Source organism: Adhaeribacter terreus, from assembly GCF_042657365.1.
GTDB lineage: Bacteria > Bacteroidota > Bacteroidia > Cytophagales > Hymenobacteraceae > Adhaeribacter_A > Adhaeribacter_A terreus.
In genome coordinates, this window is sequence record NZ_JBHSKT010000012.1 from 1 (window position 1) to 12,054 (window position 12,054).

The following is a 12,054-nucleotide window of genomic DNA, read 5'->3' on the forward strand; positions in this document are numbered from 1 at the left end:
AAGATACGCCAGTCTTATCTAGCTTTCCAAACCGCTATTCCCCTTTCTGCTTCCCTACCCTCCCGGCTTTCCCGGTAACAATATTGCCTGCAACGCTTTAAGCTCCGAAAATATTTTTAAACTTTTTCCTGACCTCCCCGTTTAGGGCAGTTTTTATGGTCAAAACCGTAGCGTTTTCTCATTTTGCTCCAGAGCGACTATATAATAATCAAAAACGTTTCTGACTTTTTAATACAAAATCAGTAGCGTTTTTAACTTCTTATTAGATTTACTTAGGTAAAAATTAAAAAGCCGGCCAGAATTTAATCTAGCCGGCTTTTTAGTTTATATAATACCTTCTCCTAACCAAAGAATGATGCATTTGGCGTTTTTAACTGAGCAATTACAGTTTGGCCGCCTTTGGTTTTCTGACCTAGTTCTACTTTCATTTCGGTATCGAGTGGAACGAAGATATCTACGCGGGAACCGAATTTAATAAAACCGAATTCTTCGCCCTGGCTTACTTCATCTCCTTCCTTTACATACCATACAATTCGGCGAGCCATGGCACCGGCAATCTGACGAAATAACACTTCCGGACCGGCAGTGCTTTCTACCACTACTGTAGTACGTTCGTTTTTGGTACTGGACTTTGGATGCCAGGCCACAAAATAATTACCAGGATGGTACCGGAAATATTTTACTATGCCGGAAACCGGGTTACGCGTAATGTGTACGTTAATCGGCGACATGAAAATTGAGATCTGCTTACGCTTATCTTTAAAATATTCCGGCTCCTCTACGTCTTCAATAACTACTACTTTGCCATCGGCGGGAGCAATAATCAGATCTTCGTGTAAAAGCAGGTTGCGGAACGGGCTCCGGAAAAACTGCAGCAGTAACAGAAACACAATTGCGGAAGCAACAGCAAATATCTTATTGAAGGTATCGTTGGCAGCATTGAAGTTGAACAGCAAAATGTTCAACACTAATACTACGAGCAATGTAAAAAATAAAATTCTGCGTCCTTCCTTGTGAATTTTCATCTGTTTTGAAACGGTATTGTAATAATTTATAATAGCCCGGGTTGAAAAACAGCCCGGGCTATTGGTGTTTAACCGGCACTTTTTCCGGTTAAAATGATAGCGTTTTTAATATTAGAAACCGCCTCGGAACTTATAAGTCTGGGCCACTTTATCTATAGCAACAATGTAAGCTGCAATACGCATTGGCACATTGTGTTTCTGCGAAGTAGCGTATACTTTTTCGAAGGCATCGGTCATGATGCGCTCAGCACGCTCCGTAACCAGCTCTAAAGTCCATTTGTAACCTAAACGGTTCTGAACCCACTCGAAGTAAGAAACGGTTACCCCACCAGAGTTTGCCAGGATATCCGGCACTACCATGATCCCTTTTTCGTTGATGATCTTATCTGCTCTGGCGGAAGTTGGCCCGTTAGCACCTTCAACGATCAGTTTTGCCTGAATTTTATCAGCGTTTGCAATGGTAATTACGTCTTCAACGGCAGCTGGCACTAAAACATCTACTTTAGAAGTCAGCAGATCGCCGGGAGCAGCCATTAATTCTGCACCAGTAAAACCTTCTAAACGGCCTTTGTGCGCATTTTTATAATCAATTGCCGCATCGATGTCGATACCGTTTTCATTCCAGTAAGCACCGGTTACGTCGCTGATCGCTAAAATTTTAACGCCTTTTTCGAAAAGCAATTTAGCCGCCCATGAACCTACGTTACCAAAGCCCTGAACGGCAGCAGTAGATTTAGTTGGATCCATGCCCAGTTTTTCCATAGCAGCCATAGCCGAAACCATAACGCCACGACCAGTAGCTTCTACGCGGCCCAAAGAACCACCTAAAACCAATGGCTTACCGGTAACTACCGAGTTTACGGTCATACCTTTGGTTTTGGAATATTCATCCATCAACCAAGCCATTTCGCGCGGACCAGTACCCATATCCGGAGCTGGAATATCCTGGTCCGGACCGAAAGTATCGATCAGCGACAATGTATAGGCGCGGGTTAAACGCTCGATTTCGCCGGCACTCATTTTAGTAGGGTCGCAAACAATACCGCCTTTAGCGCCACCGTAAGGAATATCAACAACGGCACATTTCCAGGTCATCCAGGCAGCTAAAGCTTTTACCTCGTCCAGGAATACACCTTCGTCGTAACGGATACCGCCTTTAGAAGGACCTAAAATTGTAGAATGCACTACGCGGAAACCTTCGAAAACACGCACCGAACCATCATCCATCGTAACCGGAAGGTTTACGATAACCTGGCGGGCAGGCGATTTTAATACGTTATAGGTATCGTCATCCAGGCCAAGGCATTCGGCTGCGATGTTGAAACGTTCCATCATTGACTCGAACGGATTTTCTTTGTCCTTGATCGGAGCCGGTTCTTTATATGCCATTGTATTGCGCATAATAATATGATCTTTTAAAGGCTGTATTTTAAAGTTGAAATCAGGAGCCAAAGTTAGCAGATTCCCGCCATTGCAAAAAACAAAACGAGGGGAAAAATACAGGCTTTTTTTCTAGAATATTTTCAGGAACGCAACAACGAACGGCACCACCATAATAAGGCTGTCGAAACGGTCGAGAATACCGCCGTGGCCCGGAATTAACGTACCGGAATCTTTTACGCCCAGGCTGCGCTTCATCATAGATTCTACCAGGTCGCCCAAAACCCCGAAAACCGAGATAATTACCGCAATACCTAACCACTGAAAACGCGTCAGATCGGTCATGAATTCGGCTAACAGCCAGGCAACGGCAATGGCTAAAATGGTGCCGCCTACCCAGCCTTCCCAGGTTTTGCCCGGCGAAATGCGTTCGAATAATTTATGCGTACCGAAAGATTTACCGGCAAAATAAGCACCGGAATCGGCGGACCAGATGAGCAGCATAATACCCAGAATAGGCTGCCAGCTATATTGGCCGAACGGAAACGCGATTAAACTCAGCAGCGCAAACGGCATGGCTACAAAAAAAACGCCGAGCAACGTAACGCCAATATTCAGAAAAGGCTGCGCTTTTTTGCGGAAGAGTTCGGCCAGAAACGGTAGCATAATGGCCGGCAAAAGTATGAAGAGCAAGTTCTCGCGGATCATCGCTTTCTGATCGAGGAAAATCATTACAAAAACGGCTGCTGCCAGCAACACGCCTAAAAAGCGGTTTGGTTCTACGTTATTCACGCCCATAAGCCGGTAAAATTCCAGCACGCCCAAAATAGCCAGCAAACCGAAAAGCAGAAAAAAGGTCCATTCGCTGAACCAGATCGCCCCGATGAAAACGGCCCCGCCAATAACGCCAGCAATGATGCGGGTTTGCATATTATTAAGTTTAGAAGAATTTTCCGGGGCCATATCAAGTTGAAGGTTTCGGGTAAAAAGGCTAAAACGCTATGGTTTCAGGCTTAAAAAGTGTGATGACAAAAAAACGCTATGCTTTTACGGCAAAAAACTCAGGAAGCTGCCTTTTCCATTTCCAGGCAGTTTTCGGGCGTGTTTTCGTAGCGTTTTTTCAGGTAGAAAAGCAACAGCAAACTCATAACCAGCGAGAACAAACCCATGTACCAGGGCAGGGAATCGGTGCTTTCTACGTTGGCTTTTATCAGGTTTTGTTGCTGCAAATAAAGCATAAAAACCGTAAAACCGTTATTCATAAAATGCGCCGCAATGGGCACCCATAAATTCTTCGACCAAAAATACAGGTAACCGAAAAGCGCGCCTAAAAGCATACGCGGGAAAAAACCGTAGAATTGCACGTGAATGGCCCCGAATACAAAAGCTGTAAGCCAGATGGCTACGTGGTGATTTTTCAGCAAACGCGCCAGATTCTTCTGCAACACGCCCCGGAAAACTAATTCTTCGCCAATGGCCGGCACCAACGCAAAAGCTACCAAACCAATCAGCATTTGCCCGATAGTATCGAAGCGCGTCAGGAATCTGGTGAGTTCGGCTAAGGTTTCTTCCTTTTCTTTGGCCCAGAGTTCAAATCCTTTTAAAGCTTCGGGCAGCACCATTTTGGAGTTCCAGTCTATGAGCCACGAATTAGCCGGCATAATTACCAACGCCAGCAAAGCACTGAGAAACAGTAAGCCTACGTAGTTTTTCTTCGCAAAAAGATACCGTTTTACGCTAGGTTCGGCTAAACTTATAAAGAGCAAAGGCGCCGCCGTGAACATGAAAAAGTGCGTGGCCAGCTGGTAAAAAACCATCGCGCCGCGGCCGTTCGGGAAAGCCTGCGGATTTACGGTGATCTGCGATATATCGGACACGCTTAAGCCGAAGAACAAATTCAGGCCCAGCAACGCCCCAAACATACCCACGCAAATACCGCCCACCATAAAGCCCAGCAACAACAGAATTTTGGTAAACGGGTGCAACTGAGGCGAAATGAAACCTTTCATACCGGCAAATTGGTTTAAAAGCCGTAAATTTACGCGAATTTTTAAATTAAGATAGGTTTGGTTCAGATAGGCAACATTTCCCTCCCCGATTTTCCGCTTTTGCTTGCTCCCATGGAAGACGTGAGCGATCCGCCGTTCCGTGCGGTTTGTAAAGCCAACGGCGCCGACCTAATGTACACCGAATTTATTTCTTCGGAAGGTCTGATCCGTGCTGCGGCCAAAAGCCGGATGAAGCTCGACGTTTTCGATTACGAACGCCCGATCGGGATCCAGATCTTTGGCTCCGATATAGAATCGATGCGCGAAAGCGCGGTAATTTCTACCATGGCCGGCCCCGATCTGATCGATATTAATTATGGCTGTCCGGTGAAAAATGTGGCTTGCCGGGGCGCGGGTGCAGCTTTGCTGCGCGATATTCCGAAAATGGTAGAAATGACTTCGGCCATTGTAAAAGCTACACACCTGCCGGTAACCGTTAAAACCCGTTTAGGCTGGGACGACTCTACCAAAAACGTAACTGAAGTTGCCGAACGATTGCAAGACATTGGCATTCAGGCACTTTCGGTGCATGGCCGCACGCGTGTGCAGATGTATAAAGGCGAAGCGGACTGGACTTTAATTGCTGAAATAAAAAATAACCCGCGCATCAAAATCCCCATCTTCGGCAACGGCGACATCGATTCGCCGCAAAAAGCCGTGGAATACAAAAACCGCTACGGCGTTGATGGCATTATGATCGGTCGCGCGGCAGTTGGTTATCCGTGGATCTTTAGAGAAGTAAAACACTTCATGAAAACCGGCGAAATATTGGCACCACCAACCTTGGAAGAACGCCTGGAAGCCTGCAAAATGCACTTTCAGAAAAGCCTGGAATGGAAAGGTCCAAGACTTGGTGTTGTAGAAATGCGCCGCCATTATGCCAATTATTTCCGCGGTCTGCCAAATTTCAAGCCTTACAGAACGAGATTGGTAACCGTAGATGATCCGGCGGAAATTTATAATATTCTGGACGAAGTGGCTGTGGCTATGGCTGGCGTGGAAGTTGAAGTTAGCGGACAAAGCGAGGTTAAAAGTTATCCGGAAGCTATGAACAGCTATTAAGAAAACGGTATTGATTTTCATCGAAAAAGTGCCAGGTGATTTCGCCCGGCACTTTTTATTTTCCTTCGCCAGGCTTTCCGTTAAAAACACATTTATCCCGACTTTTTTGCTGAAATTTGCTACCGTTTTTAAAAATAGATTCCCATCGAAACCTCAGTTAAAACCCCAATAAACCCGGTAGCAACGGCGCAAGTGCCTGCAACCGGAACCCCTCCCCTTGCCTGGTTTATTTTAATCTTCCTTTCGCTGATCTGGGGCACTTCGTTTATCCTGATCAAAAAAGGCCTGGAAATTTACACCGCCGATGAATTGGGAGCTTTGCGTATTACCATTGCCTGTTTGTGTTTATTGCCTTTCGCCCTCAAAAACCTGACTTCTATTCCACAACGGTTCTGGAAATGGATTGCTTTCAGTGGTTTTATTGGCAATTTGATTCCAGCATTCTTATTTGCTTTTGCCGAAACCGAATTAGCAAGTGGCCTGGCCGGCGTTTTAAACTCTTTAACCGCCCTGTTTACTTTAATTATCGGAGCAATATTCTTTCAGCAGCGAATTACAAGTTTGCGGGTTGCGGGCATTATTATCGGTATTGTGGGCACGGCCGTTCTAATTTTTTCGGGTGGCGCGGAAGAAAATTCCGGAAATGCGTTGTATGGCGTGCTGGTGGTAATTGCCACGATCATGTATGGCGGCAGCCTGAATATTATAAAGCACAAAATGGCCGGTTTGAATGCGCTGGCTATGGCTAGTTTATGCCTTTTATGCGTAGGCCCGTTTGCATTTACGTATCTTTTCACAACGCAGGCCTTCAGCAAACTGGCGCATACGCCGGGTGCCTGGGAAGCGCTGGGTTACATTGCGTTGCTGGCCGCTTTCAGTACGGCAATCGGATTGGTGCTTTACAATAAGCTCATTCATATGACCACCACGCTTTTCGCCAGTTCTTCTACTTATTTAATGCCGATCGTAGCTTTACTTTGGGGTGTTTTAGACGGCGAAACCATTCATCTCTACCATTACGGCGGCATGTTTATAATTTTACTGGGTGTGTTTATCGTGAACCGGGCGAAGTAATTCACAACACTAACTTTCAACGTTTTACCCGACTTTTCAGCCTGAAAAGCATAGCGTTTTAACCGCTAGCCAAACCTTCATTTCGCATCAAAGACCAAATCTGGTTTCTGATTCTGCAATTTGTTATGTTTATTTGCGCGTCGGCTTGCATAAAACAAGCCAGGCTCATTTATACGCGATTTATCATGCATAAAATATTCGGGTTTATCGTTCTTTTGCTGCTTTTCAGCTGCGATAAAGAAAAAGAAGTTCGCACTGCTTCGTTACAACCGCCTTTAGTTACCGGGTTCCTTTTTAGAGATTTTTATGGCAACCCAATTCAGCAGGTTGGAAACCCAAACGTGAAAACAGAAGGAACTGATGCGGCAGGATACAGATCTTATATGACGGTTTATCCGAATCCGGTTAGAGATAAAGCCCAGGTTACTTTTTACTCACCAACACCAGCAGGTAAAAAAAGTCTTTGGATAGTGGCCGGTTTACAAGACCAGAATCTGAACAGCCATAATTTTATGCAAGCCAGTTTCCCCCAAATAGGCGGCCAGCCGCTTCTGAAAATTGATCTTGAACCAGATGCCCAATCCAGAGTTTTAACCTTAAACCTCGACAACTTTCCAGCCGGCGCTTATCGCGTTTATTTGCAACTAGGCGACCTTTTGCTCTGGGATAATATTCTGAAAACAAACTAATACCTTATCATAAACTATGAAAACCAAGCTTCTTACTTTTATTGCCTTTTTCTGTACCGTTTTTTCCTTTAACAGCTTTGCGCAAACTTCCGATTCTGTTGCCGTTCGCCGGACGGTAGGTTTAAGCGCTAATGTTCAGAATAGTGAATTAGGCATAACCGTACCCATTTTTATCTCCCAAAAATTTGTGCTGGCGCCGGCTTTAGGTTTTACTTATGCCGAAGGAATTGCTACTGATATCTCATTTGGCATTATGCCGAAATATTATTTCGAAACCGGCCGTTTTGCACCTTATAGCGCATTGCGTATTGGCGCGATCATGAATAAACCGAATTCTGAAAATATGGAAGCCAAAAGCACTACCGATCTCTTCGCCGGAATAGCCGGAGGCGCCGAATATTTCCCGATCCCGAATTTCAGTTTTGGCGTGGAAGGTCAGATCAATTTCACGAAAGCCGCCGAAGGATCTTCCAGATTTGGGAATACGGGCGGCATTACGGCCAATTTGGGCACGGCAGTAACAGCAAATATTTATTTCACGCGGAAATAAAACGAGCCCTTTACTTTTCAACCTGAATTTAATAGCGGTTTTTACATATTTAGTTACCAGAATATTCAACCGGAAAACAATTATACCGTAGCCTAAGTTATTAAGTAGGCAGTCTGGAGGAATTGCGTATTGAGAAAAAAAAGCCCCGGACAGCACGCACGCTAATTCCAGCTTAAAATTCCCTGGTATGAAAAAAATTGCAATTTTCAGTTCAGTTCTGTTGCTGCACCTTTCCGGCTGTGCCTTTAAAACTCCCGAAGAAAACACTGTGCAGGGCAACGTTAGCAACCCAAAGGAAGTCAGACCATTTGCTACGCACGCTACCGCTTTAGAAACGCTGGTCTTCGGGCCGTGGCAAGGCACCATTCCCTGCGCCGATTGCCCGGGCATAAATTACCAACTTACGCTGCAAAAAGACCGCACGTACGAAGAATCATCCGAATACCTGGAAAAAGGAACCAAACCTTTTCTGGAAAAAGGCACCTGGCTCATCACCCAGGATTCTGTGGTAATGCTTACCAAACCGGTCGGGCAATCGCAGTTCCGGTTTTCCAAAGGCAGTTTATTTATGCTCGATCAGCAGGGCCAGCCCATAACTTCCAGCATGGCCGAAAAATACCGTTTAAACCGGCCCGGCGCCGGAAACGGCAACGGCAAAACCAGTTCCATGGAAGCCAGACGGAAACAGGGAATCGATTTTGTAGCAATGGGAAATGGCAGCGCCTGGATCCTGGAAATGGACCTTGATAAAAGCATCAGCTTCAGCAGCCCGAACGAAAAAATAAAACTACAAGGCACCGAACCTTCGGAACAAAAACTGGCAAACGGCAAGGCTACGGTTTATCGGGCTAAAACGGAAGCCGGCACTTTAAGCGTACGCGTGACCAAAGAAGCCTGCACCGATAAAAAATCCGGGAAGCAACTGCCCTATACCGTAGTAGTAACCGCCAACGCAATGGATTATAATGGTTGCGGAAAATATCTTGCTGATGAAAACCTGAACGGAGACTGGGCTTTAACGGGCATGAATGGCAAACCGGTAAATCCGGAAGGCCTTCCCAAAGGAGCACCAACCATGCAAATAAAATTAGCTGAAAATCTGGCTGCTGGCAATGGAGGTTGCAACCGTTACTCTGGAACAATAGACGCAAAAGGCGATCAGCTGATATTCGGAGCAATAGCCAGCACCAAAATGGCTTGCGCCGGCGCCGTAATGACGCTTGAAAACGATTACCTGAAACTGCTTTCGGGCAAAACATTTACGTATGAACTTGAAGGCACTACCTTGCGCTTAAAAGCCAACGGACAAACCGCCCTCGTTTACCGGAAAAACTGATTAACCGCTTATTTATTTTCAGCTTTAAGAAGAATAAAAAAAACGGTTAACCAAGGGTTAACCGTTTTTCGTCATCTTAAAAAATCTAACCTTAAAACCTTTAAGTATTATTCTTTCTCCACGGCACCGGCCACGGCGCTTGCATTAACTTTGTAACGGTCGCTTACGGCCATGTAATTGGAGAATTGTTTTGGGTTCATGAAGCTTTGCAGCTTGAAATTGTAGCGGTCTTCGGCTTCATTCAATTTCTTGTTCAACATATCCGGGTCGTTGCTGTACATGCTCTGGATCTGAGCGGCAGCTTCCAGTTTTTCGGCGGTGTATTTCCGAACCTGGATGTATTCCGACTCGTTTAACTGTACTTCGTTCATCATGCGGCGGGCAATATCGGAGGCCTGCGAATTGATAGAAGATGAACCGGTTGGGGCCTGTGCAGAAGCATTAACAGAGATCAATGTAAAAGCAATAAAGGCAGAAGTAATTAATTTTTTCATGGCTCAGAAAGGTTTATATTTTGTATCTATTTTTTTCTTCATTTCAATTTATATTCCTTTAACTCTCAGAAACAGGCTTCGGTTGCTTAAAAATTGCACCAAAATTGCACTTTTCCCACATAACCCTAGTAGTTAGATAAGGTCATTTCAATTATGGAGTTTTTCACCCCAAAACCATAGCGTTTTTTCAGTGATTTTCTCCCGTAATCTGCCCAAAATCCTTTAGCCAGCATTAAAACATATTAATAATCAGATGTTTAATTCCGGATGATTATGATCTCAGTTTCTACCGGAACAAGCTCGCTTATCTGAATTTTCCGGATTCTGAAAACGGTAGGGTTTAAGGGCTAAAAAGTCGGGCTTCCGGAATTTCTGCATGTGGTTTTTATTTTCTTACTTCGCTGCTATTCTAATTTTCTGTTACATGCCTGCTTCTTCTGAAATTCTTGCCAATGCCCGAGCCTTTGTGAAAAACGAACTTGCCCGCGACAGCAGCGGCCACGACTGGTGGCACATTTACCGCGTAACCAACACCGCCCTGGAAATTGCCCGCCACAAAAACGCCGATCTGTTTGTTTGTGAATTAGCCGCGCTGCTCCACGACGTTGCCGATGAAAAACTGAATGCCAGCAAAGCCGCCGGTATGGAGAAAGTAAAAAACTGGCTCGAAGAAAACCAGGTTCCGGAAGAAGTTGCCGCACAGGTTCTGGAAATTATCAGCACCATGTCGTACAACGGCGGGCATAACGAACCCATGAAAACGCTGGAAGGAAAAGTAGTGCAGGACGCCGACCGGCTCGATGCACTAGGCGCGATTGGTATTGCGCGCACCTTTGCTTACGGCGGTCACAAAGGCCACCTCATGCACAATCCGGAGTTAGCCGTTCGCACCGAAATAACCAAAGAAGCTTACCGCAACGCCGAAAGTACGCCCATTAACCATTTTTACGAGAAACTGCTGAAACTGAAAGACCTGATGAATACCGATTACGGCAAGAAACTGGCCGCCGAAAGACATGCTTATATGGAAAATTTCCTGGCGCAGTTTTATGGGGAATGGGAAGGAAAACGGTAGGGTTTAGAGGGTAAAAAGTCAAAAGCCGGCTAAGTTTTTCAAATCAACAAACTGATTGAAAACGGAAACTGTTTTGCCTTTTTTCTGCTGCTGCACTTCTATCCGGAGCTTTTTAATACCAGCGGCAAGCCAACCATTAACCATGAAAGTTTCTTGCTCCGGTTTATTTTTACGCTTCGTAATATGGGCTTTGTGCAATAGTTTACCAGTAACTGCATCAGTGATCACAATTAAAAGCTCCGCCTTGTTCGGGTACTTTTCCAGCGGCAGCCGATACCATATCGGAGAATTTGCAATGCTGCGCATCGTTTTCCACTCCTGCTTTATTAATACCGGAACTTCGTTTGCGGTGCCGTATGCTACGATCTGGTAAAGGTAATTTCCTGCTTTCGGCAGCGAATGTGTGAAGGTATATGCCTTTAGCAATTTGCCATAACTATCGCGCATCACTGTTTTCCGGCCACATGCAATCGCTTTAAACTGCGTGGCTTCGCGGCGCAAAATCTGGAATTCAGTAGCTGAAACAGAATCTGGTAAAATCCATTGCAGCGTTACTCTACCGTTTTGTATAGAATTTTCGGCTGGTATTACGGGCGTAACTGAAGCCGGAATTCCGTTCGGTTTGGTGCTGATTGCGATATTGAACTGACATTGGTCGTTTAGATAACCGTCTATATTCAGCAAATAGGTTTGTTTGGCCTGAAGTCCTTCCAGCGGCACGAAAATATCGTCCTGGCTGGCCAGTGAGGTACAGGAAATAATATGATAGCTTTCTGGTTCGCAGGGCCTTCCGGTTAAAACTACCAGTTGCACGCCCCGGATATCGCGGCAGGTTTGCCCGCTGATGTTTACAAAGTAATCGCCTGAAACATCCGGAGCGAATTCGAACCACTGGTCGTTGTGATATTCCACGCATTTTCCGGTCAGGCTTTCATCTACGCAACTACGCTGCACGGTGCAACCGGTGGTGTTCGACCAAACAATTTCTTCAAGCTCTAAAATGCGGCGGTTTTCAATATTATCGTTCGGAACCTGCGCTTGGATAGAACCGATGCAAAACAGCCAGCATATCAGCCAGAGAACGTTATGCTTAGTGCTCATACTGTTATTCTAGTTGTTAATCATCGGATTCCAATTCAAAAATTGTTTCTACGCTGGCATTAAAAAGCTTTGCTATTTTTAGGGCCAGCACGGTAGAAGGCACAAATTTACCGGTTTCAATGGCGTGCACGGTTTGCCTAGAAACTGCAATGCGCTCTGCGAAATCTGATTGCGTAAGATTATGGGCGTTGCGGTATGCTTTTACGTGGTTTTTCAAAAC

At 45.3% G+C, this 12,054-nt stretch carries 13 protein-coding genes; 6 read left to right on the forward strand and 7 right to left on the reverse strand.

Going from position 1 to position 12,054, the window contains the following annotated elements; translation table 11 throughout:
* Positions 1-341 precede the first annotated feature (341 nt).
* The 4 genes from ACFPIB_RS15915 to ACFPIB_RS15930 form a co-directional block, all read right to left on the reverse strand.
* Positions 342-1,025, reverse strand: coding sequence for a phosphatidylserine decarboxylase family protein (locus ACFPIB_RS15915; RefSeq protein ID WP_378018463.1), 684 nt, complete (start codon positions 1,023-1,025; stop codon positions 342-344).
* 111 nt (positions 1,026-1,136) lie between these two features.
* The gene (locus ACFPIB_RS15920) at positions 1,137-2,414 is read right to left on the reverse strand and encodes a Glu/Leu/Phe/Val family dehydrogenase (RefSeq protein WP_378018538.1); all 1,278 of its coding nucleotides are present in this window, start codon (positions 2,412-2,414) and stop codon (positions 1,137-1,139) included.
* Positions 2,415-2,537: 123 nt separating this feature from the next.
* Positions 2,538-3,335 carry a phosphatidate cytidylyltransferase gene (locus tag ACFPIB_RS15925; RefSeq protein ID WP_378018464.1) on the reverse strand — a complete coding sequence of 266 codons (798 nt, stop codon included), beginning with the start codon at positions 3,333-3,335 and terminating at the stop codon, positions 2,538-2,540.
* A gap of 131 nt (positions 3,336-3,466) precedes the next feature.
* Entirely contained in the window at positions 3,467-4,414 is a 948-nt protein-coding gene (locus ACFPIB_RS15930; RefSeq protein ID WP_378018465.1) for a CPBP family intramembrane glutamic endopeptidase, read from the reverse strand.
* A 57-nt stretch (positions 4,415-4,471) separates the two neighbouring features.
* Here ACFPIB_RS15930 and dusB point away from each other — a divergent pair, with 57 nt between their 5' ends.
* The 5 genes from dusB to ACFPIB_RS15955 all read left to right on the forward strand — a co-directional run bounded on the left by dusB (position 4,472) and on the right by ACFPIB_RS15955 (position 9,164).
* The gene (gene dusB / locus ACFPIB_RS15935) at positions 4,472-5,515 is read left to right on the forward strand and encodes a tRNA dihydrouridine synthase DusB (RefSeq protein WP_378018466.1); all 1,044 of its coding nucleotides are present in this window, start codon (positions 4,472-4,474) and stop codon (positions 5,513-5,515) included.
* Between the two features lie 192 nt (positions 5,516-5,707).
* Entirely contained in the window at positions 5,708-6,589 is an 882-nt protein-coding gene (locus ACFPIB_RS15940) for a DMT family transporter (RefSeq protein ID WP_378018467.1), read from the forward strand.
* Between the two features lie 185 nt (positions 6,590-6,774).
* Positions 6,775-7,278 (forward strand): hypothetical protein, encoded by a 504-nt coding sequence (locus ACFPIB_RS15945; RefSeq protein WP_378018468.1) that lies wholly within the window; start codon positions 6,775-6,777, stop codon positions 7,276-7,278.
* A 16-nt stretch (positions 7,279-7,294) separates the two neighbouring features.
* The gene (locus ACFPIB_RS15950) at positions 7,295-7,828 is read left to right on the forward strand and encodes a hypothetical protein (RefSeq protein ID WP_378018469.1); all 534 of its coding nucleotides are present in this window, start codon (positions 7,295-7,297) and stop codon (positions 7,826-7,828) included.
* Between the two features lie 187 nt (positions 7,829-8,015).
* Entirely contained in the window at positions 8,016-9,164 is a 1,149-nt protein-coding gene (locus ACFPIB_RS15955) for an META domain-containing protein (RefSeq protein WP_378018470.1), read from the forward strand.
* Positions 9,165-9,271: 107 nt separating this feature from the next.
* Here ACFPIB_RS15955 and ACFPIB_RS15960 read toward each other — a convergent pair whose 3' ends face one another.
* On the reverse strand, positions 9,272-9,658 hold the full coding sequence (locus tag ACFPIB_RS15960; protein ID WP_378018471.1) for a hypothetical protein: 387 nt from the start codon (positions 9,656-9,658) through the stop codon (positions 9,272-9,274).
* A gap of 424 nt (positions 9,659-10,082) precedes the next feature.
* Between ACFPIB_RS15960 and ACFPIB_RS15965 the strand changes: the two genes are divergently transcribed.
* A complete protein-coding gene (locus ACFPIB_RS15965) occupies positions 10,083-10,733 on the forward strand; it encodes an HD domain-containing protein (RefSeq protein ID WP_378018472.1) in 651 nt (216 codons plus the stop codon).
* Between the two features lie 18 nt (positions 10,734-10,751).
* Here the strand turns inward: ACFPIB_RS15965 and ACFPIB_RS15970 are convergent, their stop codons facing one another.
* Positions 10,752-11,834 carry a hypothetical protein gene (locus ACFPIB_RS15970; protein WP_378018473.1) on the reverse strand — a complete coding sequence of 361 codons (1,083 nt, stop codon included), beginning with the start codon at positions 11,832-11,834 and terminating at the stop codon, positions 10,752-10,754.
* 16 nt (positions 11,835-11,850) lie between these two features.
* The gene (locus ACFPIB_RS15975; protein WP_378018474.1) at positions 11,851-12,051 is read right to left on the reverse strand and encodes a helix-turn-helix transcriptional regulator; all 201 of its coding nucleotides are present in this window, start codon (positions 12,049-12,051) and stop codon (positions 11,851-11,853) included.
* Between the last annotated feature and the right edge of the window lie 3 nt (positions 12,052-12,054).

What these genes read in the sequence shown, in the direction of transcription:
- ACFPIB_RS15970 (WP_378018473.1), bottom strand. Translation starts at nt 11,834, where the DNA reads ATGAGCACTAAGCATAACGTTCTCTGGCTGATATGCTGGCTGTTTTGC.
- ACFPIB_RS15915 (WP_378018463.1), bottom strand. Translation starts at nt 1,025, where the DNA reads ATGAAAATTCACAAGGAAGGACGCAGAATTTTATTTTTTACATTGCTC.
- ACFPIB_RS15945 (WP_378018468.1), top strand. Translation starts at nt 6,775, where the DNA reads ATGCATAAAATATTCGGGTTTATCGTTCTTTTGCTGCTTTTCAGCTGC.
- ACFPIB_RS15930 (WP_378018465.1), bottom strand. Translation starts at nt 4,414, where the DNA reads ATGAAAGGTTTCATTTCGCCTCAGTTGCACCCGTTTACCAAAATTCTG.
- ACFPIB_RS15950 (WP_378018469.1), top strand. Translation starts at nt 7,295, where the DNA reads ATGAAAACCAAGCTTCTTACTTTTATTGCCTTTTTCTGTACCGTTTTT.
- ACFPIB_RS15965 (WP_378018472.1), top strand. Translation starts at nt 10,083, where the DNA reads ATGCCTGCTTCTTCTGAAATTCTTGCCAATGCCCGAGCCTTTGTGAAA.
- ACFPIB_RS15925 (WP_378018464.1), bottom strand. Translation starts at nt 3,335, where the DNA reads ATGCAAACCCGCATCATTGCTGGCGTTATTGGCGGGGCCGTTTTCATC.
- ACFPIB_RS15960 (WP_378018471.1), bottom strand. Translation starts at nt 9,658, where the DNA reads ATGAAAAAATTAATTACTTCTGCCTTTATTGCTTTTACATTGATCTCT.
- ACFPIB_RS15920 (WP_378018538.1), bottom strand. Translation starts at nt 2,414, where the DNA reads ATGGCATATAAAGAACCGGCTCCGATCAAGGACAAAGAAAATCCGTTC.
- ACFPIB_RS15955 (WP_378018470.1), top strand. Translation starts at nt 8,016, where the DNA reads ATGAAAAAAATTGCAATTTTCAGTTCAGTTCTGTTGCTGCACCTTTCC.